This is a genomic window from Methylosinus sp., from assembly GCF_036560965.1.
Classification (GTDB): Bacteria; Pseudomonadota; Alphaproteobacteria; order Rhizobiales; family Beijerinckiaceae; genus Methylosinus.
Map to the genome: position 1 here is coordinate 38,146 of NZ_DATBQF010000029.1, position 26,100 is coordinate 64,245.

Annotated in this window: 20 protein-coding genes and 5 pseudogenes; 11 read left to right on the forward strand and 14 right to left on the reverse strand. The window is 63.4% G+C overall.

Translation table 11 applies throughout. The features are described from left to right. Positions 1-103: 103 nt before the first annotated feature. The 3 genes from VIF40_RS09700 to VIF40_RS09710 all read left to right on the forward strand — a co-directional run bounded on the left by VIF40_RS09700 (position 104) and on the right by VIF40_RS09710 (position 6,117). Positions 104-2,584 (forward strand): TonB-dependent receptor, encoded by a 2,481-nt coding sequence (locus VIF40_RS09700; RefSeq protein WP_331937321.1) that lies wholly within the window; start codon positions 104-106, stop codon positions 2,582-2,584. 165 nt (positions 2,585-2,749) lie between these two features. Further along, positions 2,750-3,682, forward strand: coding sequence for an aliphatic sulfonate ABC transporter substrate-binding protein (locus VIF40_RS09705; RefSeq protein WP_331937322.1), 933 nt, complete (start codon positions 2,750-2,752; stop codon positions 3,680-3,682). Between the two features lie 113 nt (positions 3,683-3,795). Further along, complete coding sequence (locus VIF40_RS09710) at positions 3,796-6,117, forward strand: arylsulfatase (RefSeq protein ID WP_331937323.1); 2,322 nt, start codon at positions 3,796-3,798, stop codon at positions 6,115-6,117. 10 nt (positions 6,118-6,127) lie between these two features. Here VIF40_RS09710 and VIF40_RS09715 read toward each other — a convergent pair whose 3' ends face one another. From VIF40_RS09715 to VIF40_RS09725, 4 genes and pseudogenes are all read right to left on the reverse strand, one after another. Beyond that, positions 6,128-8,050 carry a cytochrome c3 family protein gene (locus VIF40_RS09715; protein WP_331937348.1) on the reverse strand — a complete coding sequence of 641 codons (1,923 nt, stop codon included), beginning with the start codon at positions 8,048-8,050 and terminating at the stop codon, positions 6,128-6,130. Positions 8,051-8,065: 15 nt separating this feature from the next. Then, positions 8,066-8,197 (reverse strand): annotated as a pseudogene (locus VIF40_RS21435) (DDE-type integrase/transposase/recombinase); the annotation flags it as partial. Continuing rightward, positions 8,196-8,318 (reverse strand): annotated as a pseudogene (locus VIF40_RS21440) (IS6 family transposase); the annotation flags it as partial. The pseudogenes VIF40_RS21440 and VIF40_RS21435, both read right to left, overlap by 2 nt. Positions 8,319-8,354: 36 nt before the next feature. Next, entirely contained in the window at positions 8,355-8,627 is a 273-nt protein-coding gene (locus tag VIF40_RS09725) for a hypothetical protein (protein WP_331937324.1), read from the reverse strand. A 473-nt stretch (positions 8,628-9,100) separates the two neighbouring features. Between VIF40_RS09725 and VIF40_RS09730 the strand changes: the two genes are divergently transcribed. Then, positions 9,101-11,608: a TonB-dependent receptor plug domain-containing protein gene (locus tag VIF40_RS09730; RefSeq protein WP_331937325.1), complete on the forward strand. Its 2,508-nt coding sequence runs from the start codon at positions 9,101-9,103 to the stop codon at positions 11,606-11,608. Positions 11,609-11,642: 34 nt separating this feature from the next. On the opposite strand, the gene VIF40_RS09735 is transcribed toward VIF40_RS09730, so the two are convergent. Further along, positions 11,643-11,915, reverse strand: a complete 273-nt coding sequence (locus tag VIF40_RS09735) for a hypothetical protein (RefSeq protein ID WP_331937326.1) — start codon at positions 11,913-11,915, stop codon at positions 11,643-11,645. A gap of 293 nt (positions 11,916-12,208) precedes the next feature. Between VIF40_RS09735 and VIF40_RS09740 the strand changes: the two genes are divergently transcribed. Genes VIF40_RS09740 through VIF40_RS09755 form a run of 4 tightly spaced genes read left to right on the forward strand, consistent with a single transcriptional unit; the run spans position 12,209 to position 16,237 of the window. Further along, on the forward strand, positions 12,209-13,135 hold the full coding sequence (locus tag VIF40_RS09740; protein WP_331937327.1) for an MBL fold metallo-hydrolase: 927 nt from the start codon (positions 12,209-12,211) through the stop codon (positions 13,133-13,135). A gap of 27 nt (positions 13,136-13,162) precedes the next feature. After that, positions 13,163-14,437 (forward strand): sulfite dehydrogenase, encoded by a 1,275-nt coding sequence (gene soxC, locus VIF40_RS09745; RefSeq protein WP_331937328.1) that lies wholly within the window; start codon positions 13,163-13,165, stop codon positions 14,435-14,437. Continuing rightward, a complete protein-coding gene (locus tag VIF40_RS09750; RefSeq protein ID WP_331937329.1) occupies positions 14,424-14,951 on the forward strand; it encodes a cytochrome c in 528 nt (175 codons plus the stop codon). Before soxC ends, VIF40_RS09750 begins: the two co-directional genes overlap by 14 nt. A gap of 59 nt (positions 14,952-15,010) precedes the next feature. After that, positions 15,011-16,237, forward strand: a complete 1,227-nt coding sequence (locus tag VIF40_RS09755; RefSeq protein WP_422656640.1) for an XdhC family protein — start codon at positions 15,011-15,013, stop codon at positions 16,235-16,237. A 35-nt stretch (positions 16,238-16,272) separates the two neighbouring features. On the opposite strand, the pseudogene VIF40_RS21445 reads toward VIF40_RS09755, so the two are convergent. The 3 genes and pseudogenes from VIF40_RS21445 to VIF40_RS09770 form a co-directional block, all read right to left on the reverse strand. Next, positions 16,273-16,362, reverse strand: a pseudogene (locus tag VIF40_RS21445) (hypothetical protein); the annotation flags it as partial. A 118-nt stretch (positions 16,363-16,480) separates the two neighbouring features. Then, positions 16,481-17,929, reverse strand: a complete 1,449-nt coding sequence (locus VIF40_RS09765; protein WP_331937330.1) for a DUF1501 domain-containing protein — start codon at positions 17,927-17,929, stop codon at positions 16,481-16,483. Between the two features lie 36 nt (positions 17,930-17,965). After that, positions 17,966-20,278, reverse strand: a complete 2,313-nt coding sequence (locus VIF40_RS09770; protein WP_331937331.1) for a DUF1549 and DUF1553 domain-containing protein — start codon at positions 20,276-20,278, stop codon at positions 17,966-17,968. Positions 20,279-20,535: 257 nt separating this feature from the next. On the opposite strand from VIF40_RS09770, the pseudogene VIF40_RS09775 reads away from it, so the two are divergent. Beyond that, positions 20,536-20,868: pseudogene (locus tag VIF40_RS09775) on the forward strand (efflux RND transporter permease subunit); the annotation flags it as partial. 139 nt (positions 20,869-21,007) lie between these two features. Here the strand turns inward: VIF40_RS09775 and VIF40_RS21450 are convergent. The 3 genes and pseudogenes from VIF40_RS21450 to VIF40_RS09785 all read right to left on the reverse strand — a co-directional run. Further along, positions 21,008-21,247, reverse strand: a pseudogene (locus tag VIF40_RS21450) (transposase); the annotation flags it as partial. Between the two features lie 87 nt (positions 21,248-21,334). Next, the gene (locus VIF40_RS09780) at positions 21,335-21,976 is read right to left on the reverse strand and encodes a DsbA family protein (protein WP_331937332.1); all 642 of its coding nucleotides are present in this window, start codon (positions 21,974-21,976) and stop codon (positions 21,335-21,337) included. Between the two features lie 10 nt (positions 21,977-21,986). Beyond that, complete coding sequence (locus tag VIF40_RS09785; protein WP_331937333.1) at positions 21,987-22,712, reverse strand: SDR family NAD(P)-dependent oxidoreductase; 726 nt, start codon at positions 22,710-22,712, stop codon at positions 21,987-21,989. 90 nt (positions 22,713-22,802) lie between these two features. Between VIF40_RS09785 and VIF40_RS09790 the strand changes: the two genes are divergently transcribed. Further along, positions 22,803-23,183: a helix-turn-helix domain-containing protein gene (locus VIF40_RS09790; RefSeq protein WP_331937334.1), complete on the forward strand. Its 381-nt coding sequence runs from the start codon at positions 22,803-22,805 to the stop codon at positions 23,181-23,183. A gap of 176 nt (positions 23,184-23,359) precedes the next feature. Then, positions 23,360-24,031 carry an IS6 family transposase gene (locus VIF40_RS09795; RefSeq protein ID WP_331937335.1) on the forward strand — a complete coding sequence of 224 codons (672 nt, stop codon included), beginning with the start codon at positions 23,360-23,362 and terminating at the stop codon, positions 24,029-24,031. A 159-nt stretch (positions 24,032-24,190) separates the two neighbouring features. Here VIF40_RS09795 and VIF40_RS09800 read toward each other — a convergent pair whose 3' ends face one another. The 3 genes from VIF40_RS09800 to VIF40_RS09810 form a co-directional block, all read right to left on the reverse strand. Then, on the reverse strand, positions 24,191-25,390 hold the full coding sequence (locus tag VIF40_RS09800; RefSeq protein WP_331937336.1) for a beta-ketoacyl-[acyl-carrier-protein] synthase family protein: 1,200 nt from the start codon (positions 25,388-25,390) through the stop codon (positions 24,191-24,193). Continuing rightward, complete coding sequence (locus VIF40_RS09805) at positions 25,387-25,692, reverse strand: acyl carrier protein (protein WP_331937337.1); 306 nt, start codon at positions 25,690-25,692, stop codon at positions 25,387-25,389. The genes VIF40_RS09800 and VIF40_RS09805 overlap by 4 nt, the downstream gene beginning before the upstream one ends. 201 nt (positions 25,693-25,893) lie before the next feature. Then, positions 25,894-26,067, reverse strand: a complete 174-nt coding sequence (locus VIF40_RS09810; protein ID WP_331937338.1) for a hypothetical protein — start codon at positions 26,065-26,067, stop codon at positions 25,894-25,896. Positions 26,068-26,100 lie beyond the last annotated feature (33 nt).

The following is a 26,100-nucleotide window of genomic DNA, read 5'->3' on the forward strand; positions in this document are numbered from 1 at the left end:
GTTCCCGTGTCCCACGCAAGGCGCGACCCGCGAGCTTGACCGTGTCCTTATGTCGGTATATTCACTTAAAACACATCGAGTTAATAGTTATATGAGGCTTAGAATGCGCGTCACTCCGAAAAGCTTCGACAAACGGCGCCGTTTGGGCGCTCGGTCGCGACGAGGCGCGCTGCTGACCGGGATCGCTTGCCTTTCTCTCGACGTCGCCCTCGCGCAGGATGCGCAAGTCGGCGATGTGCGCGTGACCGGCGGCGCGCGAGACGGAACGCAACGACAGGAGCAGGCGACGAAGCAGCCCCGGCCGATCGTCGTCGTGACCTCCAAGACCGCCGAGCGGGAACATCTCGATCGCCTGACCGATCTCGCGCAAAAGGTCCCGAATTACAGAGTGGACGGCAGCCATCCGAGACGTCCGGCGACGATCCGAGGCGTCGGGCTCGGCGCCGGAACGGGAGACGGGGCGGAATCAGACACGGGCTTCGTCGTCGATAATGTATTCTGGAAGAATTTCGGTTTCCAATGGGGCGATTTCGTCGATCTCGAATCCTTCGAAATCGGCCTCGGCCCGCAGGGGACGGCCTTCGGCAAGAACACCACGGTCGGCAACGTCGTTTTGCGCACGCAATTGCCGTCATTCGAGCGCAAGGCGAGCTTCGAGACGTCTTTCGCCAATTACAATCGCATCATCGAGAAGCTGAACGTCACCGGGCCGATCATCGACGACACGCTGGCCTATCGCGTCGCATTCTATCTCGACAAGAGCGACGGCTGGATTCGCGATCAAGTCACCGGCGCCGGCTATCGCAACGACAATCGCTGGGGCGTGCGCGGGCAATTATATTATGTCGGCGACAGCGTGACCGACCGTTTGATCTTCAATTACGGACGCTCCGCCGAATACAGCAATATCGGCGCCTGCAGCAGCACGGTTTGCGCCTTCGGCGACTCGTTCCAGCTTTTCGCCAATGGCACGCTGCCCGCGCGCACCTATTCGCAGACTCTGGCGCAAAGACTCGGGCGGCCGGTTCTCACCTTCGATCCGTTCAAGCCCTATTTCACGCGCACGCCGACTTTCTACGCCCAGCAGCACAATGTCTCGAACGAGGCGAATATTCAGCTCGGCGAGAACACGCTGAGCCTGATTTCCGCCTATGGCCATTTCCGTTTGCAGCCGCGCGTGCCGCTCGGCAATCAGGAGCTCTCCATCAGCGGCGGCCGCGTCGACAGCTATGTCGATCAGTTCTCGCAGGAGATCAGGCTCGCATCGCCAAAGGAGCAGACGCTCGAATGGGCGACGGGCCTCTATTCCATGTATGAATATGTCTGGAACCATAACCTGACCGAATTCGGCTCCGACGCCGCGGCCTGGTTCGGCGCCCCGGCTCTGCTCAACGGGCTCCAGAACAATCGCGACGGCAAGGCGCGGACCTTCCATGTCGCCGCCTATGGTCAGGCGACCTATCATGTCGACGAGCAATTGGCGCTGACCTTTGGTCTGCGCGACAGCTATGAGATCAAGGAAGGCTCCAATTTCAGCTGGGAGCAGATCTATCCCAATCAATTTTCTCTCGCGCAGCAAACGGCGGCTATCCGATCTGGCGGCGGCCAGGGATTTTTCGACACGGGCGGCGTGAGCAAATCGCTCAATTCGTTGACCGGCGTGTTCAATCCCCAATACAGGATAGACGAACACATTTTGATCTTCGGCCTCATCGGGCGTGGCGAGAAGGCGGGCGCCGTCAATACGGCCGCGCAGCCGATCCTCGACGGCCAGAGCAATCTCAAAGGCTGGCAGCCGGTGATCACCAAGCCGGAGGTCTCATGGGACTTTGAGATCGGCGCGAAAACGACCTGGCTCGACGGCGCGCTCGTGGCCAATATCAATTTCTATTGGAACGACATCTATAATTTCCAGACCAATCTGACCGACACCTCCTACAAGGACAGTCTCGGTCAGCCGATCCGCACCACTTATCTCGGAACTGCCAATCATGTGCAACTGCGAGGGGTCGAGATCGACGGCCGCTGGACGACGCCGCTCGAGGGTCTCTCGTTCAACTATTCCGGCGCGCGCACCGACGCCCGCTGGCTCGACTTCGCCAATGCGGCGACGCCCGCGGATTGGCTGTGGCCGACGCCGGCCAACCCGCCGGCGGGCTTTCTTTCCGCTCCGCTCACCTTATCGCGGTCCAATTCTCGATGGGAGCTCGTCCCGCTCTGGTCTTTCAACGTCGGCGTGAATTACGAACGGCCCTTGGGACCGCTCTTCCGCGGTCTCGGCGAATGGGCGGATCGATCGGTCACAAGCTTCTTCTATGCAAACGCCGCATGGCAGGACAAAGTCCAGCTGACCGACCCCCACGCCGTGTTTCAATATTGGACCTCGCCCTATACGCGAACGAATCTCGGCTTCGGCCTGAAAACGGACGACGAACGCTATGCTTTGTCCGTGTGGGTGAAGAATTTGTTCGACAATCGGCCCTTCACCGCCTGGGCGCCGGGCAATGCGACGACGCCCGCGACGATCGGCTGGCCCAATGATCCCCGCGCATTCGGCGGAACCATGCTGGTCAAGCTGTACTGATCGACGACAGGATCGAGACGATGGCCTGCAGAAGCCTATTCTGTCACTAGAACTAATAGGCTTATTGCGATAGGGTCGAAGCGCGGCGGCTACCTGCCGAGGCGATCGGAGCGGACGTTCATGGCGAGAGGATTTTGGAATTCTGCGGCGGCGGTAGCGTTCGCGATGATCGCGACAGTGCTTCTCGCGTCCATCGGAGCGCGTCAGGCCCTCGCGGCGGAAGAGGTTCTGCGTATCGGCTACCAAAAATCCTCTTCGCTTCTCATCCTTCTCAAAGGGCAGGGCGCTCTCGAGAAAGCCTTGGCGCCCTTGGGCGTGAAAGTGGCTTGGTATGAATTCAGCTCCGGCTTGCCGCTTCTGGAAGGGGTCAATGTCGGCAGCATAGATTTGTCGGCGGACGTCGCCGAGCCCGTCCCACTCTTCGCCCAGGCGGCGAACGCCAAATTGACCTATCTCGCGCAGGAAAAGCCCTCGCCGACGGGCCAGGCGATCGTCGTGCGCAGGGATTCCCCGATCAAGGCGCTCGCCGATCTCAAAGGCAAGAAAATCGGCTTCGCGAAAGCGGCCGGCGTCCACTATCTCACTCTACAGGCCTTGGAGAAGGCCGGAGTGAAGCTGAAGGAGACCGAGGTCGTCTATCTTCAGCCCGCGGACGGACGCGTGGCGTTCGAGAGAGGCGCGATAGACGCATGGGCGATTTGGGATCCTTTTCTGGCGGCGCTGCAGAAAAGCGTCGACGTGAAAGTGCTCGCCGACGGCGGCGTCGCTGATGTGAGCTATCGGCGCTTCTATCTGGCGTCGACGAAATATGCGCTGAATCGCCCCGACGTATTGAAGATCGTCGTCGATGAGCTCCGCAAGGCCGGTGAGTGGGTCAAGGCTCGCCCGAAGGAAGCCGCCGAGCGACTGGCCCCGCTGGTCGGGCTGGACGCGGCGACATTGGAGCTCGCCAATAGTCGGCGCAGCTACGCGGTCGCTCTGGTGGATGAAGACGCGCTCTCCGAGCAACAGAAAATCTCGGACGCTTTCACCGAAGCGCAGCTTCTTCCTCGAAGGCTGGACGTGCGCGGCAACGACGTCTGGAAAGGCGCCCGTTGAGCGCGATCCGGGGGCTTGCCGCGGTCGGCCTCCTGCCGATTTTCCTATTTCCGCCCGTTCGAGACGCATCGCGCTCGGACGCTCGTCAGGCTCGTCGAATCGGCGGGGTCCCAATGCGCATCGCTTCATTTGCCGCCACTGGCGCAGCTCTCACGCTGTCGCTCGGCGTCCGGGCCGAGGAAGTCCTGCCCAGGCCCGAGCCGACCCCCGCCGTGATCGTCGATCCGTCGCGCGACGCTGCGCCGCCCGCCTGGCTGCCGCCGGTCGTGGCCAAGGCCGGCGCGCCCAATGTCGTCCTGGTGCTGCTGGACGACGCCGGCTTCGGCGCCACATCCACTTTCGGCGGACCGGCGAAAACGCCGGAGCTGGATCGGCTGGCGGCGCGCGGCCTCAAATACAACGCCTTCCATGTGAGCGCTCTATGCTCGCCGACGCGCGCCGCGCTTCTGTCCGGCCGCACCGATCATCAGATCGGCTTCGGCTCCGTGGCCGATGGCGCGACAGGCTACCCCGGCTACAATGCGCATTGGCCGCGGAGCGCCGCGAGCCTCGCCCGCGTCCTGCGCGACAATGGCTATAGCACAGCGGCCTTCGGCAAATGGCACAACACGCCCTATGACGAAATCTCGCCTGTCGGCCCCTTCGATCGATGGCCGACGGGCTTGGGCTTCGAATATTTCTATGGGTTTCTGGCCGGCTATGACAGCCAATATGCGCCGCGGCTCTATCGCAACACGACGCCGGCCGATCCGCCCCGCGCCGGCGAGCCGGGCTATCATCTCACCACCGACCTCGTCGACGACGCCGTCAAATGGGTACATGCCCATGATGCGGTGGCGCCCGCCAAGCCTTTCCTGCTCTATTTCGCGCCCGGCGCCACCCATTGGCCGCATCAGGTCCCCAAAGAATGGATCGCCAAATATGCCGGCGCCTTCGACAAGGGATGGGACAGACTGCGCGAGGAGACCTTCGCGCGGCAGAAGGCTCTCGGCGTCATACCCGCCAATGCGGAGCTCACTCCGCGCCCCGCCGAGCTGCCGGCCTGGGATGCGCTCTCGGGAGACCAAAAGAAGCTGTTCGCCCGGCAGATGGAGGTCTACGCCGCCTTCATGGAGCAGACCGACTTCGAGATCGGCCGTCTGCTGAAGAGCCTGGAGAAGGACGGGATCGCCGACAACACGCTGGTGCTCTACATCGCGGGCGACAATGGCGGCTCGGGCGAAGGCGGCGTCGACGGCCGCGACGTCATAGCGGTCGACGGGACGGCCCCTTCGCCCGCGGATCGGCTGAAGCGGGCCGACGAGCTGGGCGAGGAGATTTTCGACAATCATTACGCCGCCGCCTGGGCCTGGGCGAGTTCGACTCCCTTCCAATGGACGAAGCAGGTCGCCTCGCATCTCGGCGGCACGCGCGATCCGCTCATCGTCTCCTGGCCGGCGAAGATCAAGGCGCGCGGCGAATTGCGCACGCAGTTCCAACACATCACCGATATCGCGCCGACCATTTACGAGCTGGCGGGCGTGACGCCGCCCGACAGAGTGGACGGCGTGGCGCAAACGCCGCTCGAGGGAAGGAGCTTCGCGGCGAGCTTCTACGACGCGAAGGCGCCGAGCAGCCATGGGCGGCAAGTGTTCGAGACCTCCGGCAATCGCGCAATCTATCAGGACGGCTGGTGGGCCGGAGCGCGCCATGTCGCGCCCTGGTCGGCGACGCGCGGCGCCGATCTCGCGATCGGCCAGCATCCTTGGGAACTCTACGATCTGCGCGCGGATTTCTCGCAGGCGCATGATCTCGCCGCGGAAAAGCCCGAGAAAGTGAAGGAGCTGGCGGCGCTGTTCGACCGCGAGGCCGCGCGCACGCAAATCTACCCCTTGCTGCCGGCGCGCGGCAATCTGCCTTCGCCCGCCGATGGCCGCGTCGTCTTCGATTATCGCCCCGGCGCCGACCATATTCCGCAACGTATCGGGCCGAAATTCAACCGGCGCGCCCATTCGATCGTCGCCGATGTGAACCTGCCCACCGAGCCGGAAGGCGTGATTTTCGCCGATGGCGGCGATTACGGCGGCTTCTCGATCTATGTGAAGGACGGCAAGCTCGTCTATCTCGCCAAGGCCTGGGGCAATGTCGCGGGAAAAATCGTCTCGACCGGGAAGCTGCCGGTGGGCGCGGCGCGGATCGGCGTGGAATTCATCCCCGACGCCGCCAAGCCGCCGCCGGTGCGCACCTCGTTCGAGCCGCGCGTGGTCTTCGCCGGAAAGATCATCCTCAGCGTCAATGGCGCGAAGGTCGCAGAAGGGCGGATCGGAAATCTCCAGCTTTCTTACAATGAGACGCTCGACGTGGGCCTCGATTCCGGCGCGCCCGTCAGCCCGGATTACGCCGCGCCCTTCGCCTTCAACGGACAGATCGACACAGTTCACGTGGAGCTGAAATAACCGCTCTGGATCAGCGCGCCAGCAAGCGGCTCAGCTCTGTGAAGCGCGCATCCATGGGCCACAGCCCCGCCGCCGTCTCGACCTGCGCTCTCGCCTCCGCGAGGCGCTTTTGCCGCACGAGCCATAAGGCCAGCGCGTAATGGGCGTCGACGTCGGCCGGCGCTACAGCCAGCGCCTTGCGCAGCGGCGCCTCGGCCTCCGCGTCGCGGCCTGTGGCGCGCAGCAGATCGGCGAGATTCAGCCAAGCCGGGACATAGCTCGAGTCGATCCCGGTCGCGCGCTGGAATTCTCTCTCCGCCTCTGCAATCTCGCCGCGCTCGGCGGCCAAGGCGCCGAGATTGAGATGGCTTTCCGAACGATCCTCGGCGAGCCTCTCGGCCGCGCGCCATTCCTCCAGCGCCGGATGATCGACGAGCGGCGTCAGCCGCGCGGCCTCGATGCGCACCGCCCGCACGGGATCATCGCGCAAAGGTCCGGCGAGCCTCTCCCGAATCGCCTCGTCATAAGGGCCGAGCGCGCGCAGCGCGCCGAGGCGCAGCAGAGGTGACGGCGCGCGGAGCGCCGGCGTCAGTTCCTCCAGCGCGGAGACGCCGGGCTCGCCGGCGAGAGCGGCGAGGCGCGTCGCGCGGCCGATCTCGGAGAGCGCCTCCTCCGGCGCCTGTCGCGTCGCGCCCCAATCCTTCAGCCTTTCGGCAGCCCAATCGGCGCTCTTATCGGCATGGCACGCGTTGCAGGCGTTGGGCGCGCCGAGCCGCGCGCTCGCCGCCGGACGCGGGATGCGGAAGGAGTGATCGCGCCGGATATGAATCTGCATATAGGTCCGCTGCGGCATATGGCAGGCGACGCATCGAGCGGCCGGCGAGCCCTCGGCGTGACGATGATGCCGCGGCTGATCGAAAATCGCTTGCGAATGACATTGGGCGCACAGAGCATTGCCCTCGGCGCGCAGCTCTGCGCCATGCGGCTCGTGGCAATCGACGCAGGTCACGCCCGCGCCATGCATGCGGCTCTGCTGGAAGGAGCCCCATTCGAAGACCTCGTCCTCGATCTGGCCATCAGCGAAATAGAGCCCCGGCTCCAGCAGCTCCGGCATGAAAGCGTCGAGAAAGGCCGCGCCGGGGCGCGCTGGGGCGATCGGCCGCCGGCGCGAATGACAGGGTGCGCAAATCTCCTCCGAGGGATTTTTTCGCGCCTCGCCCTTCCAATGGCGAATCCCGCGCGCGTCGAAATCGCCCCACGAGCCCACGGCCGTCTCGCCGGAAACGATCAGCCCCGCGCCAGCGCCGGCTTTGGCTCGCTCGACATGGCGCGAGCCGGGTCCATGGCACGCCTCACAGGCGACATTCTGCTCCCGCCAGCGCGTTTCGTAGCTGTCCGTCTCGAAGCGGTAGTTCTTGACGACCCCGGTCGAATGGCAATCCGCGCACATGAAGTTCCAATTCTGCGCCCGCGCGGTCCAATGCAGCGGATCGCCGGGCGCGATGCGCTCGCCCGGATAGAGATCGAACCATCTTTGCCCGCCCTCGGACCGCGGCCGCGAATCCCAAGCGATCGAAAAAGCCTGCAGCCGCCCGCCGGGCAAGCTCAGGAGATATTGCTGCAGCGGCGCAACGCCGAATGTCGCGGCGACGGCGAATTCTCGCTCCTCGCCGTCCGGGCCTTCGGCGCGAATGAAATAATCTTTCCCACGCTGAAAAAATCGCGGATCGGCGCGGGAGAAGTCGCCGAGAACCGTTCCGGCCGTCGGCGCCGTCATGCTCTTCGCGTGATGCGATCTGCTCCAGGCTACGGCTTGCGTCGCATGGCAGCCGGCGCAGACGATCGCGCCGACATATTCGGGCTCCACATTCGGCTGCGCGCGCAATGATGCGAGCAGGAGGACAGCCGAGCCCGCAGCGACGGCGGCCAGCACGAAACGACGAATTCCCTTCATGCGGCGATCATAAGCGTTGTAGCTTTCGATCGCCGCCGTGTCGGCGCCGCTCTTGTCGATCGTGATCTTCTCCGGCGCGCCGTGCCGCCCGATCGCCTTGCGCAAAAAGCGCAGCGCGGCTTTGCAATCCCGCTTTGCGGTCGACAACTTCGACGCCTCGCTCTTCCATCATTTCCTCGAGTCGACGATAGCTCATCGGATACGCCACATGCCAGCGGACGCTCCACAGGATCCTGTCGCGTTCAAAATGGCTACCTTTGAAATCGATCTTTGCACTATTCCGCCTGCCCCACGCCTGGCGATCCTAGCCCCAACTCGCCCGCGAGAAAAATTCGTGAAAGAGCGATGTCGCGACGGTCGAGCGCGGCACGAGAAGCCGGAGCGCCGCGGCCTGGTTCAACGGCGAGCCGGCGAACTGCTCATCGTCATCAAACAGGCCAAAGCCAATGTTGTTCAGGGGGGATCGCGTCAAGGCGTTGCCGCCGAGCTCGAGAGATGGATCCGGGCCGGCGCTTCGATAGCGTGTCAATCGGATCGAGCCGCGTCGATCCGCGCGAGCGTCAGTGACGTCGGCCACATTCTCGCGCTGTCGGTGGCGCATTGGCGGGATTGACAGAGTCGATGCATTATATACTATTTAAGTATGATTTAGACGACGACATAAACAACGCCCCCCCCCCCGCGGAGACGAAGCATTTTATCGAGGGACCGAGATCATGCGCTCGACGAGAAAGACGCCTTTGTTTTCGACGCAGACTCCATCGGTCTCGACCGCGCCTACCGCGATTGACAGAAGGTTCTGTCTCTCTCGGTCGTAATCGATTCCAGTCGCCGGGAGCGACGCGCAAGGGAACGCCGCCGTCGTCCGGCACATTCGTCCGACCAATTCGAAGCCTTTGATCTCGCGCCGTCGCTAGACGGGAATCGCGGCGCCTTCGTTCGCCCGCGCATGCACACTCGTGACCCGCGTCTAGACCGAAGACTCCACACGACCGGAATTCGGCGAACCGCTCCACGTCATGAGAACGACTTTTTTTGATGGAGACAGTCATGACATTTCAAATAGACGATCGATCGCCATGCAAGAGCCTGCTTCGCCATCATCGAAAGGCGAAGCGCGTCGCGGCCAGCGCAGCGGCGCTCGCTATCGCGATCATGGCGTCGGAGACGCGCGCCCAGACGCCGAGCGAGCAGAAACCGCGCGAAGCGTCGATAGAGGATGTCATCGTCACCGGCACCCGCGACTATGGCGTCAAGGCGCGCGAGAGCACGGCGCCCGTCACCGTGATCAGCGGCGAGCGACTGAAGGCGACGGGCCGCACCAATATCGTCGATGCGCTCCAGCGCCTCGATCCCTCCTATTCGATCTATGGCGTCGGCGGCGATCTCAACAATCTCGTGCGTTCGCCGCGGCTGCGGGGACTGAGCTCCAGCCATGTGCTCGTGCTCGTCAACGGCAAGCGCCGGCACGGCACCGCAAATCTCTCCTCTTCGGGCTTCACAAAGGGCGCGGCAGGCGCCGATCTCGATCTCATTCCGGTCGCGCTGGTGGACCATATCGAGATTCTCGAGGACGGCGCCGCCGCCCAATATGGCTCGGACGCCATCGCCGGCGTCATCAACATCATATTGAAAGTCGATTCCGACGGCGGCGGCGTCTCTGCTCTCGTCGGCTCCTATGGGCAAAGCTATAATCCGAACACGCATGGCGACGGGCTGACGCGCAATCTGCAGGCGGACAAGAGTTTCGCGATCGGCGATCGGGGCTTTCTGACGCTCGGAGCCGATCTGACCTCGCATCTGCACAGCAATCAGACGGGCCCCGATCGCACATCGGACGGGACCGGACTGCGCGTCGGACCGGGCACGCCTTATCCGTGGGTCGATCCGAATGTCGCCGCCATCATCGGCGACGCCGCCTATATCAACGGCTCCGCCGGGCTCAACGCCGGCTACGAATTCGACAATGGCGTCCAGCTCTATCTCTTCGGCACGGGCGCCGGCCGCCGTGGCGAGGCGTTCCAGAACTACCGTGCGCCCAACCTCAACGGAACCGCCGCCAATAAGATTATCGCCCCCTCGGGCTTCGTGCCGGCGGAGACGATCCATGAGGAGGACTGGTCGCTGACGGGCGGCGCGAAGGGCAAGGTCTTCGACGATATCCGGTGGGATCTAAGCCTCACCTATGGCTCCGACAAGATCGATGTCGGCTTGAACCAATCCGCCAACGTCTCGCTGTTCAACGCCACGCTAGCCGCCTTAGGCGTCGGTTGGACGCCCCGCCAATTCTACATCGGCCAATATCTACGCACGCTGCGCACGATCAATTTCGATCTCGGCAAGGAGATTGCGCCGAGCTTCCTCCCGGCGCCTGTCAACATCTCCGTCGGCGCCGAGAATCGCCACGAGACCTACGGCGTGCGGCGCGGCGACTTTTTCTCCTATTATTCGTCCGGCCCGGCGGCCTGGGTCGGAATCCGGCCGACGGACGAGAGCGATCACAGCCGCGAATCCTTCGCCGGCTATGTCGATCTCAGCAGCAAGCCACTGCCGGACTGGAAGGTGGACGTCGCGGGACGCTACGAGACGTTCAGCGATTTCGGCGACACGATCAACGGCAAGCTCTCGACGCGCTATGACATTTCGCCCGCCATCGCGCTGCGCGGAACGGTGAGCACCGGATTTCGGGCGCCGACGCTCGCAGAGGAGTTCTTCTCGCAGACGGCTGTCTCCCCCACCACGGCGACGGTGGTTCTGCCCCCCAACTCCTCCTCCGCGCGCGTCGCCGGCGGACAGCCGTTGAAGCCGGAAAAGTCGACGAATATCAGCCTCGGCGTCGTCGCTCAGCCCTTCGAGAATTTGCATGTGTCGGTCGACGCCTATCAGATCGATCTGCGCGATCGCATCGTGACGACAGGCTCGCTGACGGGTCCCACCGCGCTCGCGGCGATAACGGCGAGCGGCAATTCCCTGCAAGCGGGCACCGTCGGCACCGTCAGCTTTTTCGTCAATGGCGCCTTCACGCGAACGCGCGGCGTCGATGTGAAGGCCGTTTACGCCTATAATCTCGGCTCTTTTGGCGAATTGCGCTTCGACGCCGCGGCGAGCTTCATCGAGACGACCATCCTCTCTGTCGCGCCGACGCCTGCGGCGTTCAACGGCGCGCCTCTTCTCAACGCCGCAGCGCGCTCAAACATCACCGATGTGACGCCGCGCACCAAGGTCGTGTTCGGAGGCGCCTACCTCTACGATTCATGGACCTTTTCGCTGCATTTCACCCAATATGGGAACATCAGCCAGACGGTGGCGTCGCCTTTCACCGGCAGCGCGCCCTTCTTCACCAATGTCATCACGCCGAAATTCATCACGGATGGCGAGATCGCCTATGACTTCGGCTCTGGCCTGCGCGCGGCCATCGGCGGCAATAATCTCTTCGGCGTGCGGCCAGACCAGACTGTGCCGTTCTCGCGAAATCAAGGCGCCGCCATTTTCCCGGTGTTCTCGCCGTTCGGCGTCAATGGCGGCTATTATTATGCGAGGGTTTCGCTCGAGTTCTGATCGGACGCCTCGGGACGGCGAGGTTCGATGCGTCTCAAACGAGATAATAGCCGACCCGAGCCTCGCGTCCCTTGGTTGGGGACGCGAGAGCCTGCGCCGCGCGCACCGCATTGAGCGTCTCCGAAAAATCGGTCTTCTCTTCGGGAAAGATCAGATCGCGCGGATGGCGGTCGGGGATTCGCATACGCTCCAACGCTGCGAGAACATCGCACCTCACGCCCGCGAGCAGGACCGTGACCTCCTCCGACCGCGCCTCGGACTGGAAATGATCGAGAACTTCGAGCGCCACCGCGTCAGGGTTGCGCACGCGCTTCAAGCGCGAAACGATGTATCTTACGTCCCGCGCCCGCGCTTCGTCCGCCGCCGACTGGAGAAAGCGCTCGCCGCCGACATGGCGAGCCCGGCGATGCGGCCACCCGTTTTGCGCTGGACGTCGGGAGACGAATTTCACCCGAGCGATCCGCATTGACGCTCTTTATTTCTCCGCCATTCGCCTCGGCGAGATGGATCGCTCCGCGCGAAAAAAGCATTTGTCTGCGCTCGGCGCTTCACGATATATCTACTTAACGAGTAGGTTAATGCACAATAGGAGCCGATTCGATGCGTAAAGTCGCCTGCACCTCCCTCGCCTTCGCGGGGAGCGTTATCGCTTTCGCGGCCATGGCGCAACAGCGCCCCGATTTCAGCAAGGTCGAGATCAAGACGACGCAGCTCGCCGAGAATTTCCATGTGCTGGAAGGCCAGGGCGGCGCGATCAGCGTGCTGAGCGGTCCGGAGGGCGTGCTGCTCGTCGATTCCCAATTCGCGCCGCTGACCGACAAGATTGTCGAGGCGATCAGGAAGATCACCGACAAGCCGATCCGCTTCCTCGTCAATACCCATGTCCATGGCGATCATGTCGGGGGCAATGAGAATCTCGCCAAGCTCGGCGCGCTGATCTTCGCGCGCGACCAGCTGCGCGCGCGATTGCAGAATCCGAATCCGGCCGCTGACGGAACGCCGGGCAAGCCGGCCGCAGCCCAGGCTCTGCCGGTCGTGACCTATGACAATCAGGTCACCATTCATCTCGACGGCGAGCATGTGCGCTTGATCCCGATCCGCAGTGCTCATACCGATGGCGACACGCTCGTCTATTTTCCCGAGCACGACATTCTCGCGATCGGCGATTATTTTCGCAGCACCGGCTATCCGGTCGTCGATCTCAACAATGGCGGCACGCTCGCCGGCATCATCGACGGTCTCGGCGCGACGATCGGACGCGCGGGCCCCAACACCAAGGTCGTTCCCGGACATGGCGCGATCGTCGACCGCAACGCGCTCATCGCCCAGCGCGACCTGATCCTCGCCGTGCGCGACAAGGTGGCCGCTCTCGTCGATCAGGGCAAGACGCTGGAAGAGACGATCGCCGCCAAGCCGACCGCCGAATTCGACGCCAAAGTCCCGAATGCGGAGCAGAGTTCCGAGCGCTTCGTCAAATGGCTCTATGCGGAGGTCAAGGCCGCCAAGACCAAGACCGCCGCGCGCTGACGGTAGAGAAATATGAAGCGTCGACATATGGCCGATCGGCCCGAGGAAGAGGAGGCCGCCGGCGCCGGCCTCCTCCACAGAAGAGCGTTCCTCGCCGCGACCGGCGCGCTCGCCGGCGCGGCGGCGAGCGGATCGGCGAGCGCCGAGTCGCTGGCCGTCGAGTCGCTGGCCGTCGAGCCCTGGATGACGGCGCCCGGCTCGCCCTTCACCGCCTATGGCCAACCCTCGCGTTTCGAGGCCTCGGTCGCGCGCGCCTACGCCAATCCGCCAAACGCGCCCGGCGCCGGCGCGGCGCGCACGCCGCTGCATCGCCTGCATGGCGCGATCACGCCGAACGGCCTGCATTTCGAGCGCAGCCACAGCGGCGTTCCCGACATCGATCCGGACGAGCATCGTCTGCTGATTCACGGTCTCGTCGCGCGTCCGCTGGTCTTCTCGCTGGAGAGCCTCGCTCGCTATCCGATGGAATCGCGCATCGCTTTCATCGAATGCGGCGGCAATAGCGCGGCGCTCAATCAGCCAGAGCCGGTCAAGGCGAATGCGCAGACGCTGCACGGCCTCGTCTCCTGCGCCGAATGGACCGGCGTGCGTCTCTCGACGCTGCTCGACGAGGCCGGCGTCGATCCCGCCGCGCGTTTCGTGCTCGCCGAAGGGGGCGACGCGGCGAGCATGAGCCGCAGCGTCCCCATCGCCAAGGCGATGGACGATGCGATGATCGCTCTCTACCAGAACGGCGAGCGCATTCGCCCGTCCAACGGCTATCCGATGCGCCTGCTGCTGCCGGGCTTCGAGGGCAATATGCAGGTCAAATGGCTGCGTCGGCTGAAGCTCGTCGCCGCGCCGGTCATGACCAAGGACGAGACGTCCAAATATACGCTGCTGCAACCGGATGGAACGGCGCTGCAATTCGTCTTCCCCATGGAGGCGAAATCGGTCATCACCCTTCCCTCTCCCGACGCGATGCTGAGAGAGCCGGGGCTCTATGAAATATCCGGCCTCGCCTGGTCGGGCGCGGGCCGCATCGCCAAGGTCGACGTCTCCGCCGACGGCGGGCGCAGCTGGGCGGAAGCGCATTTGCAGGCGCCGGCTCTCTCCAAGGCGCTGACACGGTTCCGGATCGCCTGGCGCTGGGACGGCGGCCCCGCCGTGCTGCAGAGCAGGGCCACCGACGAGAGCGGCAATGTCCAGCCGACGCGCGATGCGCTGCTCGTGCGGCGGGACGCCCGCGCGCTCTATCATTTCAACGCCATCACGAGCTGGGGCGTCGCGCCCGGCGGCGAGGTCTCGCATGTCTATGCGTGACGCGCTCGCAGTTGCGGCGCTGCTCTCGCTCGTGGGCGCGGAAGCGCAGGCCGAAGGCCCGGGCCTCGGCCGCGCGGCGAGCGCGAGCGAGATCGCGCTCTTCGACATCAGCATCGGCCCGGACGGCGCCGGCTTGCCGCCCGGCGCCGGCGCGGCGCGCCAGGGCAGGCTCGTCTACGAGGCCCGCTGCATCGGCTGCCACGGCGAGAAGGGCGAAGGAAAGCCCAATGACCGCCTCGTGGGCGGCTTCGGCACGCTGAAGGACGGACAGGCGGCGGTGAAGACCATCGGCAGCTACTGGCCCTACGCCACGACGGTGTTCGACTATGTGCGAAGGGCCATGCCCTTCGACGCGCCCAAATCGCTGACCGATGACGAGGTCTATGCGGTGACCGCCTATCTTCTGCACATCAACGGGTTGATCGGCGAAGACGCCGTCGTGAACGCGCAGGCGCTGCCGCGGATCGAAATGCCGAACCGTGGCGGCTTCACGCTCTACACGCCCGGAAAATGAGCGGCGGCGACGAATCGGGTCTATAGAGCTGCTGGCGGTCGAGCTCGACGGACATGTGAATGGCTTGCGAAGACGCGGAAATATTGCTCGAGGCGGAACGCTGGCGACGCGCGGGTCGCAGCGTCGCCGTTGCGACGGTGATCGAGACCTTCGGCTCGGCCCCGCGGCCGGTCGGATCGCATCTCGTGGTCGACGACAGCGGCCGCTTTTTAGGCTCCGTGTCCGCGGGCTGCGTGGAAGCCGAGGTTGTCACCGCCGCGCTCGATGTCATCGCGGACGGCGCGCCGCGCGTGCTGACGTTCGGCGTCGCCGATGAAACCGCTTGGCGCGTCGGCCTCTCTTGCGGCGGGCGCATCGGCGTGCTGGTCGCTACGCTGAACGCCGCCGGCGACGCCGTTCTCGAAATCTCGAACCGGCGCATCGCCGCCCGAATCGCCCATGCGATCGCGACCCCGCTCGACGGCGGCGATCCGCGCCTGATCGAGGCCGGCGATCCGCGCGAGGCCGAGCGCGGCGTCATGATCCACGAGGGCCGTCGCTGGTTCGTGGAATGGCGAGAACCGGCTCCCCGGCTCGTCATCATCGGCGCGGTCCATCTGGCGCAATCGCTCGCCCCGATGGCGCGGCTCGCGGGCTTCGAGCCGATCATCGTCGATCCGCGCGAAGCCTACGCCACGCGCGAGCGATTCCCGGGCGTCCATCTCAATTTGCGCTGGCCGGACGACGCGCTGGCGGAGATCGGCCTGGACGCCTCCACCGCGCTCGTCGCGCTCACGCATGATCCGAAAATCGACGACCCCGCATTGATGCAGGCGCTCGCCTCCGATTGCTTCTACATCGGCGCGCTCGGCTCGCGCGCCACTCATGCGCGGCGCATCGAGCGCCTTACCGCCAAAGGCGTCGCGCGCGACGCTCTGGCGCGCATAAAGGCGCCGGTCGGCCTCGATATCGGCGCACCTTCGGCGATGTTCCGCCGGGGACGCCGCTCGTCTATGTCGACAGCCTCTTCGACATGGCCGTCGCGCTCGATCTGGCGAATTTCGCGGAGCGCTATGGCGTCGGATCCGGCCCGGATTGGACGATCGATCTCTCGCGCGCGCCGTAGGGCCTCGGCGTCGTCCGGCGAGCGCGAAGCGAAGATGGAAACCAGCCCGACCGCGATCGGCGCGCGCCGCGTCAGGCCTCGTTCGGCGGCGGGGACGCATAGCCCATCAGTCGCAAATCCCTCCGGCCGAAGTCGTTCTCGGGATCGCGCCACACGGGGGTGCGCATGGCTGGCTCGGTAGCGGGTCGAATATTCGATCCCCACCGTGGGCCCGCTGAGCCGGTAATAATGCACATCCGTCGGGTCGAAGCCTCCGATCCATTGGAAGCAAAATCTTTCACGCGCCGTGTCGCCGATCCGCGACACACGGTCCGAATGATCGCACAATAAAAAAACGTCGGCGGCCGCATTCGCCGCCCACCGGCGCTCTGGAAAGTTACGAGGCGCCGCTTCGACTTTGGGCAGGCGCCTCGATTTGTCCCTCTCAGGCGAGAATATCCGCTACGACCTTTCCATAGACGACCGTCGGACGCTCGGCGCGGCCCGCGCGCAAATAGACCGTTTTCAGATGATCGAGGCCGAGCAGCTGAAGCACAGTCGCATGGAGATCGTAGGTGTCGACTGGATTCTCGACCGTCTTGAGGCCGATCTCGTCGGTCGCGCCATAAGTGAGGCCGTGCTTCAGGCCGCCGCCGGCGAGCCATTGCGTATAGCCCCACGGATTGTGGTCGCGGCCGTCGCCGCTCTGGCCGTATGACGTGCGGCCGAACTCCGACGTCCACACGACGAGCGTCTCGTCAAGCAGTCCGCGCGCCGCGAGATCGGCGAGGAGACCGGCGATCGGCTTGTCGATCGCCCGCGTATTGGCGCCGTGATTCTCCTCGAGCTTGCGATGCGCGTCCCAATTCTTATTATCGTCATTGATGCCGTCGACGGGACCGGAGACGACCTGGATGAACCGCACCCCGCGCTCCACTAGACGTCGCGCGCGCAGCAGAACGGTGCCGTAGTCTTTGGTCGCGTCATTATCGAGACCATAGAGCGCCTTGGTGGCCGCCGTTTCCTTGGCGAGATCGACCGCTTCGGGAGCTGAAGATTCCATACGATAGGCGAGCTCGTAAGAGCGCGTGCGCGCTTGCAGCTCCGTGTCGGACGGCTGCTCGCCGGACTTATGCTCGTTGAGCTTGCGCAAGAGATCGAGATTATCGCGCTGCTGGTCGGCGACGATGAGCTCCGGCTTGTCGAGATTGAGAATTGGCGACGCGCCGGGACGAAAGGCGGTTCCCTGATAGACCGCGGGCAGGAAGCCGGAGTTCCAATTCACCGAGCCGCCGCGCGGCTCGCGCTTGCCGCTATAAAGCACCACATAAGGCGGCAAGTCCGGATTCGCGGAGCCCAGCGCGTAAGTGACCCAGGCGCCGAGCGACGGACGGCCGGGCGTCACATCGCCGGTGTTGAGCTTGAGGATGGAGATGTCATGCGTCGCGCCGACAGTGACGCTCGATTTGATGAAAGTGAGCTTGTCGGCGTGCTCGGCGAGATTGGGCAGGAGGTCGGAGAACCAGGCGCCGCTCTGGCCATATTGCTTCCATGTGCGTTGGGAGGCGAAGAGCTTGCCGGCGCCGCCGGAGGTCGTGACCTGGAGACCTTTGAGAAAAGACTCCGGGACCTCCTGGCCGGCGAGGCGGACGAGCTCGGGCTTGTAATCATAGAGATCCAGCGTGCTGGGCGCGCCGTCCATATGCAGCCAGATGACCGATTTCACCTTGGGCGCGAAATGCGGCTCCCTCTTGGCGAGCGGATCGACGAAGGTCGCCGCCGCTTGCGCGAGCGGAACCGAAAATACGCCGCCGCTCGGCATGAAGCCGTTCAGCGCCACTCCGCCGAGGCCATATCCGGCGTTGAACAGCCATTCTCGACGCGTCTTGCTCATGATGAGAGTCCTTTCCTTGCGAAAGATGCGATTTTGTCAGAAGCGGTAGATGAACTCGTTGGAATTGGCGACCGTATGCACGAGATCGACGAAGGCCGAGGCGCGTATGGGATCGCTTGTCTTCACATCCTCGCCGGTCGGAACGGCGATCGAGAATTTGCCTTCGGTCGCTTTGCTCGCGATCAGCTTCTCATGCTCGTCGAGAAAGTCTTTCAGCGCCGATCGCTCATAGTCGTCGGGATTTCGAGCGAACAAGATTTGATACAGCCGCTCGACGCGCGCGCTCTCACTCGCGCCCGCCTCATGGATCACGCGGCCGGCGAGCGCCTGTGACCATTGGAAGACCAAGTCGTTGTTGACGAGGGTGAGCGCTTGGAGAGGCGTCGTGGTGACGTCGCGCTTGCTGTGCGCCTGTTGAGGATTATTCAGGTCGAAAGTTTCGAGCAACGGATAGGGAACACTGCGCCGCGCGAAGATGTAGAGGCTGCGCCGATTGATCTCGTGCGGATTGCTCGAGGCCTCCCAGGCCGGGCCGACATTGAGATTGGCGGGCAGGGGCGGGAAGACGGCGGGGCCGCCCAATCCTTTTTCGAGACGCCCGGAGGCGAGCAGGAAGGAGTCGCGGATCTGCTCGGCGTCGAGGCGCTTGCGCGGGAAGACGGCGAGCAGCTTGTTCTCCGGATCGGCGGCCGCGACATCCTCGCGATGCGCCGAGGACTGCCGATAGACGCTCGACAGGAGAATCTGCCGATGCAGCTTCTTTATCCTCCAGCCGCCTCTGATGAAATCATCGGCGAGATAATCGAGCAGCTCCGGATTGGTCGGCTTGTCGCCGGCCTTGCCGAAATCGCTCACCGTGCCGACGATTCCTCTGCCGAAATATTCATTCCATACGCGGTTCACGAAGACGCGCGCCGTGAGCGGATTGTTCGGGCTCACGAGCCAATTGGCGAGCGCCGTACGGCGGCCGGAGGAGGTCGCCGTCGGCGTGATGACCGGGGTCTCGCCATTGGCGAAAGCCTCCGGAAAGGCCGGCTGCACCTCATCGAGCGGACGCTCGTGATTGCCGCCGAAGAAGATATGGGTCGGCGGCGCGTCGGAATGTCCGAGCTCGGTCGCCGCGGTGAATGTGTCGGCGCCGCGCGTCGGCTTCAGCTTCTCAAACTTTTTCAGCTCTTCCGTGAGCTTCTGATACTCTGCCCATTTCGCGATCGCCTCCGGCGTATGATCGGGGCTCTGCGCGTCATTGGCGATGTCGCGCAGATAATTCGCCAGCGCCGGCTGATCGGTGACCGTGTCGGCGCGATAATTCACCCAGCGATCGAGGGCGTTCCATTCGCTCTTCGGCTTGAAGATCGACGCGCGCGCATCGGGATTGTAGCGCTCCTTGTAGAAGGCCGAGGCCTTCTCGCGAATCTGCTCGATGATCGCCTTCTGCGTGTCGAGAATATCCTTCGCCGCGGTCTGGTATTTTGCGAGCGCCTTTTGATATTCGATCTCCTGCTCGCCTTTGGCGGCGGGGAGTTTCTCGTCGAAGGCCGTATTAGCGAAAAAGGCCTGGAGCGAGAAATAGTCCTTCTGGGTGATCTTGTCCGACTTGTGATTGTGGCAGCGCGCGCAGCCGACCGTGGCGCCGAGAATGGCCGTGCCGATCGTGTCGGTGATGTCGGTCGTGATCTGATATTTTCTGCCGATCAGATCGCGGGCGTTGGGATTATCCGTGTAGCTCGCGAGAAAGCCGGTTGCGACCAACGCTTTTTGATCTCCGGGCGCGATCTCGTCCGCCGCGATCTGCTCCTGGATGAAGCGCGAATAGGGTTTGTCCTCGTTGAAGGACTGGACGACATAGTCGCGATAGCGGAAGAAATTGGGGCGCGTCACATCGCCCTGGAAGCCGGCGCTGTCGGCATAGCGGGCGAGATCGAGCCAGCGGCGCGCCTGCCGCTCGCCATAACGGGGCGAGGCGAGCAATCTGTCGACGAGCGTCTCATAGGCGTCCGGAGAGGAGTCATTGACGAAGGCGGCGACGTCCTCGGGCTCGGGGATGAGGCCCCAGACGTCCAAAGTCGCGCGGCGGATGAAGGCGGCGCGTTCGGCGCTCGGCGAAGGAGCGAGCTTGGCGGCTTCGATCTTCGTCAGAATGAAGGAGTCGATCGGCGATCGCGTCCATGATGTATTCGCGACATCCGGGATTTCCGGACGCCGCACGGGCTGATAGGCCCAGTGGGGGCGGCCTGTGGCGGCCCGCGGCGCTGTTTCCGTCGGCGGTTGGTCCGCGGCAAGGGCTAGGGGCGCCCATGAACTACCGAGCAGAAGCGCGAAATATGCTTTCCTCAAAGGCTTTTTCATCCGGTCATCCCTCTGCCAAAAGTCGTATCGGGAAGGCGGCGAGCCCGAATCCGACGATATATCTATAACCCTACTATGAATATATAAATATGCAAGCCCGATCGGCCGTAACCGGCCTTCGGCCACGCGGGCGGGACGCGGCTCCTCCGGGTCAAAAAGGGTGGTTCGATTCCGCCTCCGCTTTCGATCCAGGGCTCCGAATCCGGGTCAACAGGTTGAGGCGAGATAATCCTCTCGCCAGCTCGCGATTTTTCTGCTTAATCCATCCGCTCACGATCATTTCCACATTGCCGTCCGCCGATCTCGGAGCGCTGTTGGCGCTGGAGGCGATCGGGACCGAATTCTCGGTCATCGCCTTCATCGGCGCCTTGTTGCTGATCAACGTCGTCGAGAAGAACGGGATCATGCTCGTCGATTTCGCGCTGCAGGCGGAGAGGGAGAAGACGCTCAGCTCCGAAGACGCCGTCACTCTCGCTGCGAAGGAGCGGCTGCGACCGATTCTCATGACGACCTTCGCCGCCATGCTCGGTGCCTTGCCTCTTGAACCGCGCCGGGATCGCCGGAGGCCATTTGGTCTGAGTCACGCGGGGATGGCGGGCTCCTCGAGTTGCGCATAATAGCGCGCTTCGGCTTCGGCCGGCGGAATGTTTCCGATCGGCTCCAGCAGTCTGCGGGCTCGATGATCACCGGCGAAAATCCGCACACAGCGGCCCTTGCCTCCCGCTGCGCCGCGCGCCGCCATTTGTAGACGAGGCTCGTGCAAACGTCCTCGCGCCGCGCCACATCGGCGACCACGGCGCCCGGCTCGGCGATCGCCGCCAATATCCGCGTCCGGTCCTCGTCTCTCCATCGGCGCCGCCGCTCGCGGCCCGTGATCAATGTCATCCGACCCATGCTGTGCAGCTTGCCTCGCTCTATTCCCCGAAAAGGCGGCCCACGGCGTAGGGATACGGAAACAATCCCCATCATCGACGAGATCGCCGCCTAAGCCGAATGTGTGCACATAGATACCAACGGCAGAGTTCGACCTTACGGCGACGAACCGGATGTCCCCTGTTAGGCGGATGCGGCAACGCTTGCAGCATCACGGATGGCGGATGCGATCTCATCTTCGCTGCGTCCCCCGTTTATGGCGATGCGCCCGCCGAAAACGAAGTGGGGGACCGACCGCACGCCCGCCGCTGCGGACTTGACGGCCTCTTGCTCGACACGCCTGTGCTGTTCGGGGTCCAACGCGATCGCACGTGCCTCATCGCGCTCGAATCCGTAGCCCACAGCGATATCGGCGAGGACATTGGCGTCAGAGATGTTCCTGGCTTCGAGAAAGTGGGCGTCGGTGATCGCGACCGCGAGGCGATGCTCCGTGCCACGGCCCCGCGCCGCCAGGACCAGCCCGTGCGCCGGCTGCGTCCTGTAGGTCCAAAGCTGGCGGCTCAGGTCGAGATGAAGGCCAGACGCCCGCGCCTCAGCTTCAGGTCGTGCGAACGACGCCTTCGAGTCGGTGATGCCGTAGCGTGAGCGGAGAAGGTCGGGAATGTAGAGACCCGCTGCCGGGGCGTCGGGAAGCAGCAGCACCGGGTGCTGGCGGATATCGACATCCAGCGCGGGGAACCGTTCAGCCAGGACCTTGTCCAAGCGGTGATGTCCGATGATGCACCAAGGGCAGGTGATCTCGGTGAAGAGGTCGATGCGCAGCATGGTCGAGGCCTCAGGATTGCGGGAAGGCGGGAAGAATCGCCTCGACTTGAGTGCGCTCCGTGGTGAGCCTCCAGATCGCTTCCGCGACCGTGTCGGGCGAGATGGTCGTCAGGCGCGGATCGATGGTGCGGCCACCCGACGTGGCGACCTTCATGCCGGTTGAGCCTTCGATCATCGCGCCGATGTAGATGGCGCCGGCGAAGACGCCGCTCGGCGCAAGCCCGCCGTGCAGAGCATGGATGTAGTTGCGAGTGGCGGCCATCAGCGCCGGAGCGCCGCTCAGGCCCGGCATGGGTCTGACCGCGGCAAGCCCGCCGACGACGACGATCGCCCCTGCGCCGCGCTGCGTCATGATCGTGGTCAGACGATACGCAAGCTCTATCGGCGCGAGCGTGTAGATGGGAACGAGTTCCTGCACCGCTGCGGCGTCGAGTTGGGTGGCGGGGACGAATCCGCCTTCGGACGGAACAGGCGCGTATACGGCGACATCGATGGCGCCGAGCTGCATTTCGATCGCGTCGACCAAGCCGGGGAGCCCTTCAAGATGGGTCAGGTCGGCCGGAAAGGCAGCCACCTCAAGCCCTTCGTCTTTGAGCTTGCTGGTAAGCTCATGAAGCGCGCCTTCATGGCGCGCAACAAGCGCGACCTGATAGCCCTGCTTGCCGTAATGGCGAGCGAGCGACGCGCCAAGGCCGATGCCGGCGCCGAAAATTGCGATCGTCTTCCTGTCAGCCATCGTGCGCTCCTGGTAGTATGTTTCGATGACCAGGAATGTGCTATTGACCAGTGCATGTCGCAAGAACGCATAGATGTGGGGCCAGGCCCTATGGATGTGACCGCCCCGCCGGCTACGCCCGGCGCCAATGACGCATGTCGTCGCGTCAACCAGGTTCTGGCGAGGATGGGCGACAAGTGGACGGTGCTGGCGATCACCTCCCTCGCACAGAAGCCGCGCCGCTTTAACGAGCTGAAACGGCTGATCGGCGGCGTGTCACAACAGATGCTCACGCGCACGCTGAAGGCGCTGGAGCGCGACGGCATGGTGACGCGGCAAGTCTATCCGACGGTGCCGCCGCAGGTGGAGTATGGGTTGACCGCCCTCGGCCAATCCCTTTCGGTCCCGGTCATGCACCTCGCGACTTGGGTATCGGAGCATCTCGACGAGATCGAACGTCACCGCGACGATCACGACCTCGGCCGGCTCTAGCCGTCGCGGATGAACAATACGACCACGCTCTTGCTTGGCAGTCGCGCTTCATGCGGAGCGCGCCAGATAGCGGGCGGGGCATAAACTAAGGGGGGCATTTGGGTTCTGTCGCGAATTTTTTATCGCGGGTCGGTTGGGGCTATGTTCGCCGGGCGTGGGGCAGGCGGAATAGCGCGATGATTGATTTCAAGGGCAGCCATTTTGAACGCGACGTGATCCTGTGGGGCGTCCGCTGGTATGTGGCGTATCCCATGAGCTATCGTCAGCTCGAGGAAATGATGGAAGAGCGAGGCGTCGAAGCCGACCGCTCCACGCTCAACCGCAGGGTCGTCAAGTATGCGCCTTTGCTGGAGAAACAGTTCCGTGCTCGCAAGCGCGCGATCGGATCCAGCTGGCGTCTCGATGAGACCTACGTGAAGGTCAAAGGGCGCTGGAAATATCTCTATCGGGCCGTCGACAAGGCAGGCGCGACAGTCGATTTTCTGTTGACCGCCAAGAGGGATCGCAAAGCCGCGTTGCGTTCCCTGCCTAAGGCGATCGGGCAGCATGGCAAGCCGGAGAAGATCACGATCGCCAAGAGCGGCGCCAACACGGCAGCGATCGAAAGCTACAATGCGGAGCATGAAGCGGACATCGAAATCCGCCGCATCAAATATCTCAACAATATTGTCGAACAGGACCATCGAGCGGTGAAGCGAGTGACGCGGCCGATGCTGGGTTTCAAATCATTTCGAGCGGCGTCCGCGACACTTTCTGGCATCGAACTCATGCATATGATCCGAAAGGGACAGTCGCGGGTTAGTGGCAAATTGCGTCCGGCGCAGCAGTTCTATGCCCTCGCCGCGTAAGCCGTGTCATTCTCACACGCTCGTCGCATCCATAGACAAAATTTGCGACACAACCCTCTGGCAAGAGATCGTCGATCTTGCTTACGAGATGCTCGAACTCGTTACGCCAGCGACCCCAATATTCACTCGCCTACGGAAGCGCCGTCTGAACGAAGCGATTCATAACTGCTCGAATACGAGCGTCGCGTTCAAGCCTCCGAAAGCGAAACTGTTTGATAGAGCCGCACCGATCTGCATCGGACGAGCCTCATTGGGGAGGACGTCGAGATCGCAATCTGGATCGCTTTCCTGAAAATTAGCTGTGGGCGGCGCTGTTCCATTTTCCATCGCCAATATCGTGGCGATGGCTTCGAGCGCGCCCGCCGCGCCCAGCGCATGTCCGGTCGTTCCCTTGGTCGAGGACATGGCGATTTTCGCATCGGCGCCGAACACCGTTTTCACTGCCTTCGCCTCAGTGGCGTCATTCGCTCTGGTGCCTGTGCCATGGGCGTTGATATAGTCTATGTCATGCGGACCGAGACCCGCGTCCCGCAGAGCGTCGCGCATCGCGCGCGCCATTCCTTCTTCGGTAGGAGCGATAATGTCTCCCGAATCCGAATTGGAGGCGAAGCCTGCGATGCCAATTTTCGGCGAGACGCCGCGCGCGCGCGCATGCGCCTCGGATTCGAGCACCAGAATGCCTGCGCCCTCCGAGATCGTCAGCCCGTCACGATTACGAGAGAAGGGGCGGCAAATGTCGTGGCTCACGATTTTCATCGCGTGCCAGGCGAGCAGCGTGCCCCGCGCGAGCGGCGCTTCTGCGCCGCCGGTTATCGCGACGTCGGCGACGCCGGAGCGAATGAGCTGCGCCGCGAGGCCGATCGCCTGGGTCGCCGAGGCGCATGCGCTCGATGTCACGAAGCATGGGCCCTTCGTACCGAACGCCAGAGAGATCAATGAGGCGGACGAACTGCACATCGCGCGAATGATGGTAAAAGGGTGCACGCGTGGATTATGCTCGACGAAGAGCCGCTCGTATTGCTCTTGAATGCTCTGCAAGCCGCCGCCACCATTACCGAGCACCACGGCGACGCGTTCGGGCGTCGCGAAGGATCGGGCTCCAAATCCCGCCTTTGCAAGAGCCTCCCGCGCGGCGCATAGAGCGAAGAGACCGCTGCGGTCGCAAAAGGAGAGTGAGCGCAGGGGCAACTCTCCCGGAGTCCATTCGCCAGGCACGGCCCCGACGCGGAACGAATAGCCCGGATGGGCGACCGCTTCGGTGAAATTATGCCGGCCGCCAACGATCGACGCCCAAAAATCCTCGCTATTCTGGCCGACCGACGAGACGACGCCCAGCCCAGTGACGACGATGCGGCTCATTTTGCGGCGCAATCCTTCTCGATGCAGGTCATGATCATCCTCGCGACGTCGCCGATCGTCGACGAGGGCGTCAGATTGGTATTTGCGTTGAAGTCGACCGCGATCCCATACTTGTCCTCGACCTGGAAAATGAGCTCGACGACGTCGAAGGAATCCACGCCGGCGTCCGCGAGTGGCGTCTGGCATTCGAGTTTCGCCTCGGTCGCCTGCGAATGTTTCTTCATGATATTGATCAACTCGACCACGATTTCATCCAGTGTCGGGGTCGCTACAACCGCTGTGGTGCTCATGTCGAACCTCATCGGGCAATTCCATTTGATGTAATTATTCCTCAAAATATAGCTGTTGCAATAATATAATCAATCGTGTGTTCTTAAGCATTAATGTTCATAATTGTCTGCCTGGTTAAGGTTAATATTGTTGCTTACAATTTTAACGTTGTTTTCAGCGCTGATTGTTGATTGATTTCAATCTGAGGTCATTGCCGACCTCCGACTAAGAAATCAGTCGTCGCTAATGAGGAGTTGAACGATGAAGAAGATCGATTTGGCCGCACTGTCCGTTGTTTCCGGCGGCGGCAGCAAGGGCTGCGCTCCGGCTCCGGCCCCGTGCCCTACGCCCGCCCCGAAGCCGGCCTGCGGCAGCAGCAGCGACTGCTCGTAATGAGGTGAGCGCATAGCGCTCGCGTTCTGGCCGCCCGAAGCCATGCT